General features: G+C 45.7%; 19 protein-coding genes. 1 reads left to right on the forward strand and 18 read right to left on the reverse strand.

Annotation, left to right across the window (positions count from 1 at the left end; all coding sequences use genetic code 11):
* Positions 1–4 precede the first annotated feature (4 nt).
* A complete protein-coding gene (gene der / locus C6P39_RS25330) occupies positions 5–1,330 on the reverse strand; it encodes a ribosome biogenesis GTPase Der (RefSeq protein WP_095172748.1) in 1,326 nt (441 codons plus the stop codon).
* Positions 1,293–2,675, reverse strand: a complete 1,383-nt coding sequence (locus tag C6P39_RS25335; RefSeq protein WP_104805594.1) for a DUF512 domain-containing protein — start codon at positions 2,673–2,675, stop codon at positions 1,293–1,295. Before C6P39_RS25335 ends, der begins: the two co-directional genes overlap by 38 nt.
* A 158-nt stretch (positions 2,676–2,833) precedes the next feature.
* Here C6P39_RS25335 and C6P39_RS25340 point away from each other — a divergent pair, with 158 nt between their 5' ends.
* Positions 2,834–4,000: a ribose-phosphate pyrophosphokinase gene (locus tag C6P39_RS25340; protein ID WP_104805595.1), complete on the forward strand. Its 1,167-nt coding sequence runs from the start codon at positions 2,834–2,836 to the stop codon at positions 3,998–4,000.
* A gap of 186 nt (positions 4,001–4,186) precedes the next feature.
* Here the strand turns inward: C6P39_RS25340 and C6P39_RS25345 are convergent, their stop codons facing one another.
* The 16 genes from C6P39_RS25345 to C6P39_RS25420 form a co-directional block, all read right to left on the reverse strand.
* Positions 4,187–5,416 carry a PcsB-like coiled-coil domain-containing protein gene (locus C6P39_RS25345; protein ID WP_095172745.1) on the reverse strand — a complete coding sequence of 410 codons (1,230 nt, stop codon included), beginning with the start codon at positions 5,414–5,416 and terminating at the stop codon, positions 4,187–4,189.
* Positions 5,417–5,546: 130 nt separating this feature from the next.
* Entirely contained in the window at positions 5,547–6,428 is an 882-nt protein-coding gene (pgeF, locus tag C6P39_RS25350; RefSeq protein ID WP_104805596.1) for a peptidoglycan editing factor PgeF, read from the reverse strand.
* 16 nt (positions 6,429–6,444) lie between these two features.
* Entirely contained in the window at positions 6,445–6,804 is a 360-nt protein-coding gene (locus C6P39_RS25355; RefSeq protein ID WP_104805597.1) for a YraN family protein, read from the reverse strand.
* Between the two features lie 9 nt (positions 6,805–6,813).
* The gene (locus tag C6P39_RS25360) at positions 6,814–7,572 is read right to left on the reverse strand and encodes a ribonuclease HII (protein WP_104805598.1); all 759 of its coding nucleotides are present in this window, start codon (positions 7,570–7,572) and stop codon (positions 6,814–6,816) included.
* A 43-nt stretch (positions 7,573–7,615) separates the two neighbouring features.
* Positions 7,616–8,455, reverse strand: a complete 840-nt coding sequence (gene ylqF / locus C6P39_RS25365) for a ribosome biogenesis GTPase YlqF (protein WP_095172741.1) — start codon at positions 8,453–8,455, stop codon at positions 7,616–7,618.
* Positions 8,456–8,474: 19 nt separating this feature from the next.
* Entirely contained in the window at positions 8,475–9,047 is a 573-nt protein-coding gene (gene lepB / locus C6P39_RS25370; RefSeq protein WP_095172740.1) for a signal peptidase I, read from the reverse strand.
* A 74-nt stretch (positions 9,048–9,121) separates the two neighbouring features.
* On the reverse strand, positions 9,122–9,469 hold the full coding sequence (gene rplS, locus C6P39_RS25375; protein ID WP_065541444.1) for a 50S ribosomal protein L19: 348 nt from the start codon (positions 9,467–9,469) through the stop codon (positions 9,122–9,124).
* A 113-nt stretch (positions 9,470–9,582) separates the two neighbouring features.
* On the reverse strand, positions 9,583–10,125 hold the full coding sequence (locus C6P39_RS25380; RefSeq protein WP_104805599.1) for a VanZ family protein: 543 nt from the start codon (positions 10,123–10,125) through the stop codon (positions 9,583–9,585).
* A gap of 140 nt (positions 10,126–10,265) precedes the next feature.
* Positions 10,266–11,144 (reverse strand): glucose-1-phosphate thymidylyltransferase RfbA, encoded by an 879-nt coding sequence (rfbA, locus tag C6P39_RS25385; RefSeq protein WP_095172738.1) that lies wholly within the window; start codon positions 11,142–11,144, stop codon positions 10,266–10,268.
* Positions 11,145–11,237: 93 nt separating this feature from the next.
* Positions 11,238–12,104: a dTDP-4-dehydrorhamnose reductase gene (rfbD, locus tag C6P39_RS25390; protein ID WP_104805600.1), complete on the reverse strand. Its 867-nt coding sequence runs from the start codon at positions 12,102–12,104 to the stop codon at positions 11,238–11,240.
* 50 nt (positions 12,105–12,154) lie between these two features.
* The gene (locus C6P39_RS25395) at positions 12,155–13,336 is read right to left on the reverse strand and encodes a MerR family transcriptional regulator (RefSeq protein WP_104805601.1); all 1,182 of its coding nucleotides are present in this window, start codon (positions 13,334–13,336) and stop codon (positions 12,155–12,157) included.
* A 119-nt stretch (positions 13,337–13,455) separates the two neighbouring features.
* Positions 13,456–14,481 (reverse strand): dTDP-glucose 4,6-dehydratase, encoded by a 1,026-nt coding sequence (gene rfbB / locus C6P39_RS25400; RefSeq protein WP_104805602.1) that lies wholly within the window; start codon positions 14,479–14,481, stop codon positions 13,456–13,458.
* A 133-nt stretch (positions 14,482–14,614) separates the two neighbouring features.
* Positions 14,615–15,205 (reverse strand): LPXTG cell wall anchor domain-containing protein, encoded by a 591-nt coding sequence (locus C6P39_RS25405; RefSeq protein WP_084043439.1) that lies wholly within the window; start codon positions 15,203–15,205, stop codon positions 14,615–14,617.
* Positions 15,206–15,955: 750 nt separating this feature from the next.
* Positions 15,956–16,963: an LCP family protein gene (locus C6P39_RS25410; RefSeq protein WP_104805603.1), complete on the reverse strand. Its 1,008-nt coding sequence runs from the start codon at positions 16,961–16,963 to the stop codon at positions 15,956–15,958.
* A complete protein-coding gene (gene srtB / locus C6P39_RS25415) occupies positions 16,953–17,744 on the reverse strand; it encodes a class B sortase (protein ID WP_104805604.1) in 792 nt (263 codons plus the stop codon). Before srtB ends, C6P39_RS25410 begins: the two co-directional genes overlap by 11 nt.
* Positions 17,722–18,486, reverse strand: a complete 765-nt coding sequence (locus C6P39_RS25420; protein ID WP_104805605.1) for a YveK family protein — start codon at positions 18,484–18,486, stop codon at positions 17,722–17,724. Before C6P39_RS25420 ends, srtB begins: the two co-directional genes overlap by 23 nt.
* Between the last annotated feature and the right edge of the window lie 11 nt (positions 18,487–18,497).

Genomic DNA, 18,497 nt, shown 5'->3' on the forward strand with positions numbered 1-18,497 from the left:
CATCCTACTCCTTTTCTTTGCGTTCCCTTATGATAAATTTCAGGGATGTTCCCTTAAATCCAAAGGTATCTCTGATTTTATTCTCCAGGTATCTGGTGTAGGAGAAATGCATCAGCTCTTTGTCATTGACAAAAATAACGAAGGTAGGAGGCTTAACCGCCACCTGTGTAATATAAAACAGCTTCAGGCGTTTTCCTTTGTCAGAGGGCGGCTGCTGCATTGCCACAGCCTCTGTCATGATCTCATTGAGCACACCTGTCTGGACTCTTAGAGTCTGATTCTCAAGCACCATATCAATGGTCTCAAACAGCTTGGGGATCCTCTGTCCTGTCTCAGCGGATATGAAAATGATCTCCGCATAGGGCATGTAGGACAACACTTCCCTTACTTTATCTGTGAATTTGTATATCGTTTTATCGTTTTTCTCGATGGCATCCCATTTATTCACGGCAATGATGACTCCCTTGCCTCTCTCGTGGGCAATTCCTGCGATCTTGGCATCCTGCTCTGTCACGCCCTCTGTGGCATCAATCATCATAACGACCACATCCGCACGCTCCACGGCCGTCACGGTACGGATAATACTGTAACGTTCCAGCTCCTCTTTAATCTTGCTCTTTCTTCTCAGTCCTGCCGTGTCAATGAAAATGTATTCTCTGTCCTTCCATTCCACCCTGGTATCAATGGCATCCCTGGTGGTTCCCGCAATGTCGGATACGATGACACGGGATTCTCCGATCATCTTGTTGATGAGAGATGATTTTCCCACATTTGGTTTTCCCACCACCGCGATTTTCGGAATCTCTTCCTCATCGCCGTCCTCTGCATCCTCATCAAAATACTCCACCACTTTTTCCAGCATATCACCAATACCCAGCTTTCCTGTGGAGGAGATAGGCACCGGCTCTCCGATACCCAGATTGTAAAATTCGTAGGTATCCATAATAAACTTGTCAAAGTTGTCCACTTTATTTACCACCAGAACCACGGGTTTGCCGCTTCTCCTGAGCATATCTGCCACCTTGGCATCTGAATCCACCAGCCCCTGGCGCACATCGGTGATGAAAATGATCACGTCCGCGGTATCAATGGCGATCTGTGCCTGCTCCCGCATCTGTGAAAGGATAATGTCCTTGCTGTCCGGCTCGATACCGCCGGTGTCTATCAGAGTAAAGGATTTATCCAGCCAGTTCACATCCGCATAAATACGGTCCCTGGTCACGCCCGGCGTATCCTTTACAATGGAAATCTTCTCTCCTGCCAGGGCGTTAAAAAGTGTGGATTTTCCCACATTAGGTCGTCCAACGATTGCTACGATCGGTTTGCTCATACATCTGTCTCCTTCTATGTGCTCTTCCCGCCTCTTTTTCCAGAAGTGCCGACACCAGGGAGGCGCCGTCCTCTTCCACTATTTTAACGGGAGTATTTAACTGTTTTTCCACCTGCTCTACGGTCACATCATCGAGAAACACATTCTCACCGCTTCTGAGCAGATTACAGGGCAGCAGCAGGTATTCCCCGAGAGGCATGCCTTGAAGCTGTTCCATGATATCCTGTCCGGTCAAAAGCCCTGACACCGTGATCTTTTCCCCAAAGAAACGGTTCTCCACACAGTAGCCATGGATCTTAACATAGGGATAGCACTTTTCCACCTGATCCGCGTATCTGCGGATAAAGGGATATGCCAGTTGACCGGTGGCAAAAGATACCTCCAGCTTTCTTTCGTCCCCGGAAAGGTTTTTCATGGCCTCCTGCACTTCACTCTCCAGCAGCCGCAGCATTCCCACACCATTTTCCAGCTGCAGGTAGCCGTCATAATTTTCCTCAGGGGGCAGCTCTCTTTCGGCAGTCAGATACCACTCATCACTTGCGTGGATAAAATGTAAGCCATATTCTTCATATAACCGTTTCTGCCATGTTTCAATCAAAGAAATGACATTTTGTGCCTCTTCTTTTCCAAACGGCTCCAAAGGATACAGGCCATCCCTGTATTTGCTCAATCCTACCGGCACCACAGAGACGCTTTTCAGATGAGGCAGATAGCCTGCCAGCTCCTCAATGCTTCTCTCAAGTTCTTTGCCGTCATTCAGTCCTTTACACAGTACGATCTGCCCGTTCATCTCAATTCCAGCCTCATACAGCCTCTGTACCTTGGGGAAAATATCCCCGGCAAAACGGTTGTGGAGCATCTGGCAGCGAAGCTTTGGATTGGTCGTATGGAAAGAAATATTAATGGGGCCAAGATGATAACGGATGATCCTGTCAATATCATGGTCACTCATATTTGTGAGCGTCACATAGTTTCCCTGTAGGAATGACAAACGGGTATCATCATCTTTAAAATAGAGGGTCTCTCTCATACCCGGAGGCATTTGGTCAATAAAACAGAAGACGCATTTATTGCTGCAGGAACGGTACTCATCCATGAGACTGCTCTCAAATACGATTCCCAGATCCTCCTCGTACTCCTTTTCCACCTCCAGCTCCCATTCCTCGCCGTCAGCTTTCCGCACAAGAACCTCTATATACTCATCATTCACCAGGTAGTGATAGTCAAAGACATCCTCAATCTCCTGTCCGTTGATCGACAGAAGTTCATCCCCACAAGCCAGTTCCAGCTCCTCGGCAATGCTTCCGGCTTCCACTTCCCGGATGATATGTCTGCATTTTTTCACAATTTCTCCTCATTTCTAAACGGGTCATTTTATGCCCGCTATTTATTATCATACCAATAAAGCATAAAAAAAGCAATAATTTCCTTGACGCTGCTCACTTTCAGATGTTATAACTTAATGTGTAATTATATGTCAAAAAAACTCTAACGGAGGTCATTATGGTCAATATCAGTTTACTGGAGAAGTCCATTCCGGTGGCTCCTATTAAAATAGCAGCCCTGGACAGCTGTGGCGAGCTGGCCCAGCAGGTGGATTCCCATCTGGTACAATTCAGAAAGGAATTAGATTCTCACAATCAGTCCGGACTTAATTTCCGCGGTTATACAGCAGATACTTTTTTACTTGACTGCAAGTGTCCGCGCTTCGGCTCAGGTGAAGCGAAGGGCATCATCAATGAATCCGTGCGCGGCACGGACCTCTTTATTATGGTAGATGTGTGCAATCACAGCCTGACTTATAAAGTCAGCGGACATGTAAACCACATGTCCCCGGATGACCACTACCAGGATTTAAAACGTATTATCGCCACTGCTACAGGAAAAGCACACAGGATCAATGTTATCATGCCTTTCCTCTACGAAAGCCGTCAGCACAAGAGAAGCAAAAGGGAATCTCTGGACTGTGCTCTGGCTCTGCAGGAACTGGTGCAGATGGGTGTATCCAATATCATCACCTTTGACGCCCACGATCCGCGGGTACAGAACTCGATTCCCCTCTCAGGATTTGACAATTTTATGCCCACCTATCAGTTCCTGAAGACACTGTGTGCTTCCATTGACGACTTTAAGATCGACAACGAGCACCTGATGATCATCAGCCCGGATGAGGGTGCTATGCAGCGCGCGGTTTACTTCTCCAATATTCTGGGTGTGGATATGGGTATGTTCTACAAACGCCGGGACTACTCTACCGTTATTAACGGCAGGAACCCCATCGTGGCCCATGAATTTTTAGGTGATTCCGTGGAAGGAAAAGACGTGATTGTCATTGATGACATGATCTCCTCAGGGGAAAGCATGCTGGATGTGGCAAAACAGTTAAAGGACAGGAGGGCAAGGCGGGTCATTGTCTGCACTACCTTCGGACTTTTCACTGACGGTCTGGAAAAATTTGATGACTACTTTGAAAAAGAATATATTTACCGTGTCATCACCACCAACCTGAATTACAGGAATCCGGATCTTTTGAACCGTCCTTACTATCTGGAAGCTGATATGAGTAAATATCTGGCAAGCATTATGGACATTCTGAACCATGACCTGTCCGTAGAAAAGGTTCGCTCTACAACAAAGAAGATCAATAAGCTGCTGAACCGTTTTTCCTAAACATAGAATAATAGAAACCAATCTCCGAAAGTTTGGTATTCTGCCACAAAACTCCAAGCTGTACAATGCCCGTCAAACGGTTTTGTACAGCTTTTTTAACCTTTTCAAGGGAATTTAGGGATTCTTTCTCCTGCAATAAAAAATCTCCGTACAAAGCGCTTCTAAACGCCTGTACGGAGATATTTTTTAATTCAACTGATATACTTCCGCATATCCCACACCAAAGGAAAGTGCCTGGTCATGTGTATCATGGTAGATATCCACATTGCCGTAAGGTACACCTCTGTCTTCCACAACATAGACGCCTCCGTTGATCAGAAGCTTTGTCCCAAACGGAATACCGTTCATAGCCACGGTCCTTCCCGCCTGGGGAACCGTACCGCTGGCTGTGTATCCCTGTCCGTGGCAGAGAGCACAGTTACAATAACCTGTCAGTCGGAATCTGCCCAGATATTTTCCTTGGGAATCATCTGAGGAGGTATCTTCCTGCTCTGTGCTTTCCTGTGAAGTTTCCGTATTGGAAGGAGTTTCTTCCTGTACGTCATCATAATCCTGGGAGGATCCCTGTGAGGCACTCTGCTCTGCAGCCTGCTGTTCTGCGGCTTCCTGCGCTGCCTTTCTTGCTGCTTCCTCCTGGGCCTTCTGCGCTGCAAGCGCTGCTGCCGCTTCCTCATCCTTCTGCTGTTTCATCAGGCTGTCTATCACGGCTTCCTGGGAATTTACTTTCTCCAGCAGCTCTTTTGCTGCGCTCTGCTCACTGTCGATCTGTGAGCTGTATGTATCGATCTGCTTGGATGTATTTCTGACCAGGTCGGATACCTCCGCCTGCTTGTCCATACTTTCCTGCTTCAGTTCTTCAAGCGCTTCCTGCTCTTTTTTCACACCGGCTTCTTTGTCTTCAATCTCCTGCTGTGTCTCCTTGTAGAGGTCCAGCATCTTCCGGTCGTACTTTGTGAGCTGCATAATGTTCTCTGCCTTGTTCAGGAAGTCTGTAAAGTCCTTTGCTTCTGTCAGCATGGTCATGTAGGAATCGTTGCCATTCTCATACATGTACTGAATACGAAGCTTCATGCTCTCATACTGCTCTTCCCTGCGGGCTTTCGCATCATCCAGTTCCTCTTCGATCTGTTGTAACTCTGCCTGCTTAGCATCTGACTTTTCCTGTAAATCTGAGAGGTTCTTACTCAGGTCCGTAAGCTGTTGGTTCAACTCCGTAAGGTAACCCTCCAGATCACCTTTTTTGGCTTCCAGAGAGCTGATCTTATCCTGTGAGGCGTTCAAATTACTTTGTGTCTCAGTTTTCTGCTGTTCCGCTTCTGTAATCTTTTTCTGGGTTGCAGACGCGTATACCGGAGTTATGGTAAGACTCGCAATCAGGAATGTCAAAAATAAGCTTGTACATTTTTTATTTCTCATATTCTAAGCTCCTTTTTTCATTACGAACCTAATTATAACACACAGATTACTAAATGCAAAGCTTTTTTACATTTTTTGTAACAACTATGTAATATTCACAAAAAAACAACCCTGAAATTTATGCATTAAGTCAATTGATTTCGCGCAATCCGAGGAATGCTCCCAGATTTCCCCTTTTTCCTTTACTGGCCCTGTGGGAGAATAAAAACCGGGGATTACAGCAGGTACAGATTCCCGGATAAGAGATATGAGCCGAAAGGATACCTGCCTCCCGGAAGATCAGCGCATTGGCTGCCAAAAGGTTTAAAAGATATTTGCCATGGCCTTTCTCCTTCAGGATTTTCCCGTGCTCCGAAACCGGAAATGCCTCCTGAAACTGCTCTGCCACATCCTCGCTGACCTCATAGCATTCCTGGCAGATAGAAGGGCCTATGGCGGCCAGGATATCCTCCGGCCTGCACCCGTATTCCCTCTGCATGGTCTCCACCGTCACTTTTCCTATCCTGCCTACAGTTCCCTTCCAACCGGAGTGTGATAAACCAATGACGCGCTTTTCAGGGTCCACAAAATATAAAGGGACACAATCCGCATAAAAGGTAGCAAGCACCAGACCCGGAACATTCGTTACAAGTCCGTCCACATCTGTGTAATCCCTGGGTATAGTAAGCCCTTTTCCCCTGTCCGCCTCTGTAACCACACGCACATTGGTGGTATGGGTCTGGTCAGAGCAGACGATCTGCTCAGGGGAAAATCCCACAGCAGCAGCAAGCCTTCTGTAATTTTCCCTGACATCTTCCTCACGGTCGCCTCTGGCAAAGCTCAGGTTCATGGATGTGCAGTCCCCCCTGCTCACTCCCCCCAGCCTGGTGGAAAATCCATGTACAATTTCCGGGATTTCCTCAAAAGCCGGGTATGTCAGGTACCAGACGCCGTTTGCTTTGCGGACCTTCATGTGATCATCTATGCCGGCCTTCCAATTGATTTCCATAGTACCGCCTGTACTGTTTTTCATGTCTTCGCTCTCCCTTCTATGTATGGTAAGAAAACGCATCCTTGATAAGCGCAGTGTCATCCGGTGTGATCCCCACCACGTCAAATCTGCAGGGTGTTTCCTCTGGCAATCCTCTTCTCATAAGATAAAACAGCGCCGTCTGACATATCCGGCGCTGTTTTTTGTTATCCACTGCGAGAAACGGACCACCGCAGTCAGAGTTCTCTCTGAATTTCACCTCAACAAAACAGAGGTATTCTCCGTCCATGGCTACCAAATCAATTTCGCCACTCCGGCAGCAGAAATTTTTCTCAAGGATCCGGTATCCCTGCTGCTCCAGATACTGAGCAGCCCTCTCTTCATACTGTGTTCCCGTCTCTCTGGTGGATTTTTTCATATCTGTCCCTCATGTAATAAAATTCTTGATAAACGTGGTCCGGTGAATGGGAGATGGCCCGTATTTCCTTATGGCCTCTATATGGGAAGCCGCCCCATATCCCTTATGGGAGGCAAATCCGTATTCAGGCATTATTTTGTCGTACTCTCTCATAAGCCTGTCCCTGGTCACTTTTGCAATGATACTGGCGGCGGCAATGGAAATACTTTTTGCATCCCCCTTTATAATAGGAACCTGGGGAATCTCCATACCCGGGATGGTCACTGCATCATTTAACAGGATCTGGGGGCGGACCGTAAGTTTGGACACTGCCTCCCGCATGGCTTCATAAGTCGCCTGCAGAATATTGATCTCATCAATTCTGGCCGGACTGGAAAACCCAACACCCACACTGACCGCATTTTCCATGATCACATCATATAATTCCTCACGTTTTTTCTCGGAAAGCTGTTTGGAATCATTGAGATACAGGAGTCCGCAGTCCTTAGGAAGGATCACAGCACCGGCAACCACAGGTCCCGCAAGCGGTCCCCTTCCGGCCTCGTCAATACCGCAGACATAGCCCAGATGCTCATACTGATACTCATAAGCTTTCATCTTCTCCGTACGTGCCCGCTCCGCTTCCAGCCTTTCCTGCTGTTTCTTCGCCTTCCCGATCAGGGCTTGTACACCTTTCCGCTCATCTTCTATATAAACTGCGCACAGAGCATCCAGCTCTGCCACCGCCGCAGCCTGAAATTCTGCGCGGATTTCCTGAATACTTTTCATCTTTTGTCTCATCCTTTGTCAAACTGTAATGATCCTGGGAGTTTCAGACTTGTTCCAGCGTGATCCTGCCAATCTTGCCGTTTCTAAATTCCTCCAACAGAATATTGGATGCCTTGCCATAGTCAAGTTCGCTGCCCTTCTGCAGGCAGTTTCTGTTTACCGCAATTGCCTCCAGCATTTTCAAACGGTCATCCGACTCTTCCACTTCGTAGCGCTCTTTCAAAATACCTTCATAATACTTCTGGAGATACCCCAGCAGTTCCAGGGAAAGCTCCTCCAGATTCAGGATCTCATCCTTGATAGAGCCCACCATAGCCAGCTTAGCCCCCACACTCTGATCCTCGAATTTTGGCCAGAGGATTCCCGGCGTGTCAAGAAGCTCCACATTTTTGTTTATGCGGATCCACTGTTTTCCCTTCGTCACACCCGGCTTGTTTCCTGTCTTTGTACAGGCTTTTCCCGCAAAGGAATTGATAAATGTGGATTTTCCCACATTGGGGATTCCCACGACCATGGCTCTTATGGGACGGTTTTTAATGCCTCTTCGCCGGTCTCTCTCGATTTTTTCCTTACAGGCCTCCATGATAACAGGGAGCACCTGACGGATGCCCGCCCCGCTCTTGGAATTGGCCTTGACCACACAGAACCCCTGATCCATAAAATACTGGGTCCATTTTTCATTCTGTCTCTCATCCGCCAAATCGGATTTGTTCAGCAGGATCAGCCGGGCTTTATTTTTTCCCAGCTCATCAATATCAGGATTCCTGCTGGAAACAGGGATCCTGGCATCCACCACCTCAATGATCAGATCGATCAGCTTTATATTCTCCTGCATCATGCGCTTTGCTTTCGTCATGTGTCCAGGATACCATTGATAATTCATATTTGTTCCTCTCTGTCTGTCAGCTCTTGATGAGACCGAATTTTCCAAACGGGGAAACGCGCAGCCAGATTTTGCCCACAATATATTTCTGCTTTACATTTTCCACCTCTGCAAAGCGGCTGTCCTCGCTGTTGTTCCGGTTATCGCCAAGAACGAAATATTCATTTTTCCCCAGTGTGACCTGGGTCTCTGCCAGTCCCGGATTGCTGATCTTCGGAAAATCCTTCTTTTCCATATAAGTTTCCCCGTTGATCAGAATCAGCCCGTCCTTTATCTGCACAGTTTCCCCCGGCAGACCTATGATCCGCTTGATATGCATACTGGAATGCTCCTTGGCATCCTTCTTAAATGCAATGATATCGCCTCTCTCAGGGTCTCCCAGCTTATACGACACTTTATTGATCAGTACCTTATCCCCCGTAGCCAGGGTGGGTTCCATACCGCCCTCCTGCATGACAATGGTCTGGCAGAAGAAAATGGACACCACTGCAGCCAATACCAGGACCACTGCGATCTCAAATACCCATATAAGCAGCGGACGCATTTTACTGTCCTTGGAAAACTCCGGTCCCTTACTTTCTTTTTTCTTCATGGCAGCATCCTCTTATTCATTCAGAAACAGGGACATATACATAAGTATGTGTCCCTGTCTTCTAAAAAACATTATTATTTTACTAATTCTTTTACCTTAGCTGCTTTACCGACACGCTGTCTTAAGTAGTTCAGTTTCGCACGTCTTACTTTACCGCGTCTGATCACTTCCACTCTTTCCACATTCGGGGAATGCAGCGGCCATGTTTTCTCAACGCCGATTCCGTTGGAATTCTTTCTCACTGTGAAGGTCTCGCGATTGCTTCCGCCCTGTTTTTTCAGCACAACGCCTTCAAAAATCTGGATTCTCTCGCGGTTACCCTCTTTGATCTTACCGTGTACTCTTACGGTATCTCCCACATTGAACTGCGGAACTTCTGCTTTCATCTGAGCAGCTTCGATGTTTTTAATGATGTCGTTCATAATTTTTTCTCCTTATACTCTGGATGTTCTTAATGCAGTCAGCAGCAGAGGACCATCTCTTTTTTACAACGAGTATAATTATACTATGCGTACGGGGAGAATGCAAGCGTTTTTTACCATTTTTTGATCCATCGGCGGAATATAATGTAGAAAATATACCCCAAAGCCGTCCCCAAAACGTTGGTGAGTATGTCATCCAACTGTGCGTATCCTCTTTTTGTGAAATATTGACAAACTTCGATCAGCAGGCTGGCCGCACATCCCATACCCAGAACGTTCCAAAACCGCCTCATCTTTATAGACACAGACGGCAGCAATACACCAAAAGGGAGGAACAGCAGTACATTTTCCAGGACAAAAGCATCACCCCTGGGACCGCTGCCCAGCGTTCCAAAAGGTGTCCAGTCAATTCCGTCCCTGCTGCCGGGTTCCCTGGATAAAAAAGTAATAAACAAAAGCATACAGAGATATCCTGCAAAAACCGCTGCTGCAAAAAAAGAACTGCGCCGGCTGCCCGCCTGTCCCCGAACTTTCGCCGTGATCACAGCCAAAATCCCGACTGTCAGAAACGCCGTCAATCCCGCAAAAAAATATTTTCCCACATCTGCAATATCCTGAATTACATAGTGTATCAGATTCACGGTATATTGTCCCATATCCAAGTGCTCCCATTCTGTCCTTACCGGCAAAGCCTCTCATTTCCATACTTCTATGCAGAAGCGCGGCTTCCCTTATTCCAAAAAAAGCATTCCCTGCCGTGTAAACTGCCCCGGCCTTGGGAATGCTTTCTATTTTACTATACCAGGTATTTCCCGTCCAGTACATCTTTCAGGTAAGCACCATACTCATTCTTTTTCAGAACTTCATACGCTTCCATAACCTCTTCCCTGGAAATCCATTTGTTATGGTAGGCAATCTCCTCCAGGCAGGCAATTTTTCTGTGCTGATGGTCTTCCATGGTCTTTACAAAATTCGTTGCCTCCACTAAAGACTCATGTGTCCCTGTATCCAGCCAGGTAAATCCCTGGCCCAGAAGTTCCACATTCAATTCATTCTGCTCCAGATAAATCCTGTTCAAATCTGTTATCTCCAGCTCTCCTCTTGCGGAAGGCTTCAGATTCTTGGCATACTCCACTACTTTATTGTCGTAGAAATACAGACCTGTCACACAGTAGTTGGATTTGGGCTTCGCCGGTTTCTCCTCAATGGAGACTGCCTTTCCGTCACTGTCAAATTCCACGATTCCAAACCGCTCCGGATCGTCCACATAATAGCCGAATACAGTGGCGCCTTCCGTGCGTGAAGCAGCTGCACACAGCCTCTTTTTCAGGCCGTGTCCGTAGAAGATATTGTCACCTAAGATCATGGCAACACCGTCGTCACCGATAAAATCTTCACCGATAACAAAAGCCTGCGCCAGTCCGTCCGGACTTGGCTGAACTGCATAGGACAGCTCCAGGCCAAACTGATGGCCGTCGCTCAAAAGTGCCTCAAACCTGGGGGTATCCTCCGGTGTGGAGATGATCAATATCTCACGGATCCCTGCCTCCATAAGTACGGACAGTGGGTAATAAATCATGGGTTTGTCATATATAGGCAAAAGCTGTTTTGATGTCACCTTGGTCAGTGGATACAGTCTGGTGCCTGATCCGCCTGCTAAAATAATTCCCTTCATACTAGTACCTCTGTTTCTTCCTGTATTTTATATTTTCGGCCAAAAACTGCGGGATTCACGCAGTTTTTGAACTTTTTCCCATCATTCTGCAGCTTACTTATCGTGAAGCAGCTTCTGCAGCTCTTCTGTCTGCAAATAACGTGCCAGTGCATCCTGCCATGCAGGAAGGCGGTTAAAGCCGTTTGCCTCCAGCTTATCTTTGCTCATCCGGCTGTTATGAGGTCTTTTTGCCTTCGCCGGAAATTCCTCTGAACTGACAGGATGTACATTTACGTTCATACCTGCCTGACGGAATATTTCAGAAGCAAAATCAAACCAGCTGCAGAGCCCTTCATTTGTGGCATGGTAGAAACCGTATTTTTCTGTTTCGATCATGTCTACAAGGAGGACAGCCAGATCATAGGTATAAGTAGGAGAACCGATCTGGTCTTCCACCACATTGATATCCGTATGTTTCTTACCCAGATTCAGCATGGTTTTAATAAAGTTCTTGCCGTTCACGCCAAATACCCAGGCAATCCTCACGATAAAGAACTTCTCCACATGATCCGTAACCGCTGCTTCACCCTCATATTTTGTCTGTCCGTACACGTTCAAGGGTTCTCTCTCATCGTCCGGTTCCCACGGTCTTGTGCCCTCACCGTCAAACACATAGTCTGTGCTGATATACATCATTTTCAGGCCAAGTTCCCGGCAGACTTTTGCAATATTTTCCGTACCGTAAGCATTGACTTTCCGGCAGACTTCTATATTATCCTCCGCAGCATCGACCGCGGTATAGGCTGCACAGTGGACAACTGCTTCCACATCTGCCTCCCCAATCACCTGTCTGCATGCCTGTGGATCTGTAATATCCATCTCCTCAACATCCACACCAACGCCAACATGGCCTCTTTTAGCCAATTCGTTCATTACGTCGTGTCCTAACTGTCCTTTTACACCTGTCACTAAAACTCTCATAACCTTCATCCTTTCTCTTCTCTGCACCTATTATGCCCGGCAGAGTAAAATTATTTCCTGCAAATAAAAATCCCCGCTTCTTTGGTGATGGAGATGCCTCCGTTCTTTTGGATCTTCTCCTCCAAAAACTTCTTAAACGCTCTCTGCCTGGGATACAGCAGCTCACTCTGGTTCCCATGACAGGATAAAATGTAATCAAGCAACGGCTCCGGCTTGTCCACCCACAAACTGTCCTCATACATCCGTTTTTCCACGGAGGAGAAATAAGGCTCCAACAGCTTCTGCCCGTTTTCCAAACCGAACAGCTTATACAACGCCACTTCCGACAAAGATATCCTGGGATCAAATTCCTGTACCAGTTCCGTGATCTCATGCATATGCCCCGTCCCATAGGTACTGCAGTAAAAAATACCGTCTTTGCTCAAGACACGGCTGGTTTCTTCCAAAGCCTTCGCCATATTCTGCACATAGAAAAGCACATGATTGGCAACGATCCGCTGAAAGTGCCCGTCAGGAAAAGGTAGTTCCTGGCAGTCCAGCACTCTGAAATCAAAATATTTCTTTCTCTCTCTTCCGATATTGGCCGCCGCATCCCGGACCATTCCGCCAGACGCATCGGACAGACAGATGTACTTGCCATGAAGCACAGCATCGGGAGCATGTTTCCAGAGCTGGCCGTTGCCGCATCCCACCTCCAGAAGATTTTTCACCTTGTCAAAGTCAATCTGTTCATACAGCCATGCGAACCATCCTTTGGGGTTGGAGGAATACTGTTCATGCAGAGAAATACGAATATTTAAGTTAGCTCCGTTTTTATACTGCTCTACCAGCGTCTTTTCCATATCGGTCAGATGGATCAGGTTCAGGATTTCATTCCAGTCTATCTGGTTTGTCTGCTGAACGATCTGCATGGTATTCTGCAGGGCGTGCTCCATCTGGTTCATATTCTCAATTTTCTTCTGCACCAGGTCAATCTGCAGCTTTAAGGATTCCAGAATATCGGAACTGGTGTCATGTATGGTCATATTGGAAATTTCTTTTAAAGAAAATCCCAGATATTTCAGGGAGAGGATTTTCTGGAGTTTTAGGAAATCCTCATCAGAATACATACGGTATCCCGATTCATTGACAAAACTGGGTTTCAGTAATCCGTTCTTATCATAATACCGGATCGTCCGGATCGTCACATGTGCCATCCGCGCAAATTCTCCGGTGGTATAAAAGTGCCCCATAAAATCCCTCCCTTCTGCCTTTTTCTCATGGTACTGCCCCCAAATTTACAGCATATTGTGCAGTATCTTCCGTTGAAATACCACGCGGGTCAAAAGCCGCCTATGAAAAACGACGTTTTTTATGACAGACGCTCTTTGTACATCTTGTCAAAATAATTGGAATATTCACCGCTCAGGATGTGTTTCCACCAGTCTTCATTGTCCAGATACCACTGAATGGTCTGTGCTATTCCTGTATCAAAATTATATTTCGGCTTCCATCCAAGTTCTGTTTCCAGCTTTGTGGGGTCGATCGCATATCTCATGTCATGTCCCGGACGGTCTTTGACATATTTAATCAAACTTTCCGGTTTATTCAGGGCTTTGAGAATTGTCTGGACTACCTGAAGGTTTGTTCTCTCATTATGGCCGCCTACATTGTAAACCTCACCGACTCTTCCATTATGGATGATCAGGTCAATGGCTTCACAGTGGTCTGCTACATGCAGCCAGTCTCTCACATTCTCGCCGTTTCCGTATACCGGAAGCTCTTCATCCGCCAATGCACGGCTGATCATCAGCGGAATCAATTTTTCCGGAAAATGGTATGGTCCGTAGTTGTTGGAACACCTGGATATGGTCACCGGTAAACCAAAGGTTCTGTAGTAAGCAAGTACAAATAAGTCTGCGCTGGCTTTTGAGGAGGAATACGGACTGGATGTGTGGATGGGTGTCTCCTCTGTAAAGAACAGGTCAGGCCTGTCAAGCGGCAGATCCCCGTAAACTTCATCTGTGGACACCTGATGGTAGCGCTTAACACCATATTTTCTGGAAGCATCCAGAAGCACTCTGGTTCCCATTACATTCGTCTGGACAAAAATGCCCGGATCTTCAATGGAACGGTCCACATGGCTCTCTGCGGCAAAGTTCACTACAATATCGAACTTTTCCTTCTCAAACAGATCCATAATAAACGATTCATCCGCAATATCGCCTTTGACAAATTTGTAATTTGGTTTATCTTCCACTGGTTTCAAAGTTTCCAGATTGCCGGCATAAGTGAGCAGATCCAGGTTTACAATTTCGTAATCCGGGTATTTATTCACCATGTGATGTACAAAGTTTCCTCCGATAAAACCGGCACCGCCTGTTACTAATACTTTCATGTGGTATTCTCCTTTGCTTTTTCTCTGATAAGGTTACTATAAGGGGTGACGTAAGGTCACTGTCAAGGGTTTTTTAGACGTTTTTAGAAAAAAAAGAACCCAGGCTTTCGCCCGGGTTCCTAAGCATTATAAATTATGCTTCTCTTCTTTTTTTGTATGTAACAGCCATTCCAGCTACTGCAATAACAGCTACGATACCTGTCCACATCATGACATTTGTTTCACCTGTCTTAGGAGATGTGGATGCTTTTGCTGCTGCATCTTTGTCAACAACAAATGCTACAGGAGACAGAGATGTGAAGGTTGCTGTGATTGTACCAGCACCAGCTTTCGCTTCTACTTTCTCCCAAGCGCTTCCGTTGTAGTGCAGAACTGCAACAGAAGATCCTTCTGTAACACCAGCAACTTCAAATGTGATAGTTACAGGGAAAGTTGTTCCGTCCGGAACAGAGATGTCTTTAACATCTACAACCTGCATACCTTCTTTGAAGTCTGCTCCGAGAACTTCTTTCAGAGTTTCCTCTTTCTTAACGTTCTCAACCGCTTCTTTGTACTCGTCAGGAACCGCTTTGATTTCTACAGTAACTGCGTTTCCGTCAGCGTCTGTAGCGGCCTGAGCCTTGGTTACAACACCTGTAACCTGTACACTTGGCTGTGCGAATACTGCAACGGCTGAACTAACAGTCATAACAGCTGCGCACACAAAAGCAATAAGTTTCTTCATGATAAAATCCTCCTTTTGTTTCTTCTTGCTTTATTACATTTAACAAGCTTGAAGTTATTATAACACTACTTTCGTAATTTGTAAAACATTTCTATCAATAATTTTTGTAATTTTTTATCATCTACGTGAAATTCTTCCTTCTCGGCCCCCATAGCCGCCTTTCAGGGGATATATTGTGTTCTCACAGTTCCGCAGTACCATATGTTTGTGTTCAGGCTAAATTTTTAATTGTTTTTATCACATTTATATGGGCCGTCTTGTTGAACTGAATACAAAATAAGATCTTTTTATGGCTGTTATATTATTTTAGCAAATGATATGGTATGACCGGATGATGAAATTACAGATTTCTGCCGTGGGTTTTGGAAGACTAAAAAGTCCTTCAAGATAACGAAATGCAGATAGGAAACCAGCAAAGCGGATTCGTACTTTGTGCGAAATAAAATTAATTTTAGCAGATACCGGAAAACCGTAAATCGTTACGATTCAAAGCCCTGCAAAAAACGAAGTTCTGAAAACAGTAACACGCTTCGCAATGCACAGATGTGGAGTATTCTGCCCTATATCGCGCTGGCTGCCTCGGGATTTTCATGCGCAAGCGCATAAAAACACCTCGCGGGATAGCAGCCGTAATTAATAACTGTAAATCCCTCAAAAAAACAGGACAAAGCAACAAACCCGCAATCCCTTCATGTTACTGGGATCACGGGTGTTTTTGTTTGCTAAATCTGAAGAAATCCGATTATAGCACTACTCTCGTAATTGGTAAAACATTTCTATCAATAACTTTTGTAATTCTTCATCATCTACATGAAATTCTTCATGTTCCGCCCCTGCAACCGCTTCACCGGGTACATAAGCCGTCTCACTGTCATCAAGCTGGTAGCGCGCTAAATCGTTTATCTGATCAGCGTTTAAATCTGTGACCAGATATGGCTTGATCACCGGATAAAATGCTTCATAATAATCACCTGCCGCACCGACTTTATTCCGCAGTGCTGAGATCAAGGCCGGAATATACTGTACCTGACGCTGCATACGGCCATTATTACTGCCCTGCATATTGATATCCCTGTAGCGCACATATTTTTCCGCCTGCTCACCTGTCAGTTTTACAGTCTCGCCTTTTACAAACGCAGGGTCAATGGCTGTATAATCTTCCGGTATAGTAATCTCCACTCCCCCGACAGCATCATTCATGGTGCTGATGGCATCAATGTTCAACGACACATATCCGTCAATGGGCAGATCAAAAAGCAATTCTGAAACCGTCTTTTTCATGGCCCAGCAGCTGCTCTGCTCTGCATTTCCGTAGGCATACTGGGTGGCAAGCTGTGCATTCACAGATGTATAATAATTCCCATTCGCATCATAAATGTCAATATCGGTCATAGAATCCCTGGAAATCTGCAGGATGCGGGCTGTCTGTGCTTCTTTGTCCAGAGATATGATCATAATACAATCCGCCTGTCCAGCTACTCCCGGAGTATCCTTCAGTGTGACTGTCTCTTTCTTATCCACGCCCATGAATAAAATATTTGTAAGATTTTTATTATACTTGTATTTCTGACCATCATAAGTGATGGTATCATCGCTGGCCTGGGAAACGGATGCGCCTGTGCTCTTCTTCATGTTATCAGCAACGGTCTTAGCCCTGCTGTTATTTTTCACAACATAGACAGCCACTGCTGCTGCTAAAAGCAGAAGAATTATCACAGACAGCATCACAACCAGTCTCTTTTTTTCTTTACTTTTCATCAATTAATACCGCCTCTACAAGAAAACGCTGGTCATTATTTCCATTGCAGGTGGACATTGTGATAATACGGTCAGCCGTTGTGACCGGAATATCTGTATTGATATAAGACGCCATATTTCTTACCTGGCTAAGGGAGTCCAGATATGCCTGATACTGCTCATCCTGGTTAAAGTCAAAGGCCACCATAATATGCCTGCTGTCATAAGTCACTGCTCCAAAAATCTTATAGGTAAAAATATGTTCCGGTGTATAAATATACACTTCCGAATGCTCATCCATATAAGCGCTGTCCTTATAATCCTTCAGGCTGCCAAACATGGTGTTGTCTTTCATATTATGCCCGTATATAACTGTATTTTTGTCTGTAAAATCTTGTTTATTCAGAGACTCTGTGTATATGGAACCCGGAAGTCCCGCTTCTCCTTCTATTGTGTGATCCAGATAATACGCGTCATCCTCAGGCCGCTGCACAATGGGATAATCCACTTCTGTACCCGGAATCCGAATCCATGCGTATATTTCAGGATTCATTTTCCGGAGTTCTGCAAAATCAATGGGAATATCCACAGGTTCAGGTTCTGCCTCCACTTCCTGCTCCGGTTCCTGTTTTGGTTCTTCTTTGACTTCTGGTTCTTCCGTCTTCTTATTGTTTTCTTTCAGCTTATCATAAACTTCTTCTTTCTTTTGCTGGCTTGTATAGTAATATACAGCAAAAGCTGCGGCTGCAAGAAATATGATCAAAAATACCCAGAATAATTTACTTCTTCTTTTCTTTTCCATTATCTGCCTCTTTCAGTTTGCGAAGCTCATCTTTCTTCTTATCTTTACCTTTCACATAAGGAACAATAGCCAATGTGGAAAGTCCCAGATATTTCTCAACATCTTCTTCTGTCTTGATGTTATCGTTAATGATAAACCTCACGGTAAGCACTCCGCATACAAGCAGGATACCCAGCAAAATGCCGATTGCCGTATTTTTCAAAAGGCTGGGGCTCACCGGTTTTTCTGATACTTCAGCGCTCTCTACTGTTGTAGGCGGGTCGGCTTTCATAATGGATGCCATCCTGTCCGCCGTCTCCTCAGCAACTGCGTTAGCAATAACACAGGCATCTGCCGGATTCTCATCTACTGCCTTAACTTCCAGAATTCGTGTACCCGATTTATTGACTACAGTAAGTACATCCAATATCTCTTTCCTGGAAAATGTTTTGTCCTCTTCTTCTTTGATACGCTCTATAGCAGCATCAATAACCGGCTTACTGGTAGCAATGACTTCAAAGTCGGCTGTCAGTTCACTACCGATCTGAATATCTGCCAAAGATGTAACACTGGTCGTCTTGTTCAAAATATAGAGTTGAGCTTTTGATTCATACTTAGGCGTGATGAGAAGCGCCGTACCGCCCAGCGCCAGTACACCACCCATGATCGCACAGATAGCAATCAGCCACCATTTGCGCAGCAGTATATGGAATAGGGCACCTAAATCAATCTCAATTTCGTCATCGTATTCTTTATTATTCATTTTGTTCCTCT

The organism is Blautia marasmi (genome assembly GCF_900258535.1).
Classification (GTDB): domain Bacteria; phylum Bacillota; class Clostridia; order Lachnospirales; family Lachnospiraceae; genus Blautia; species Blautia hominis.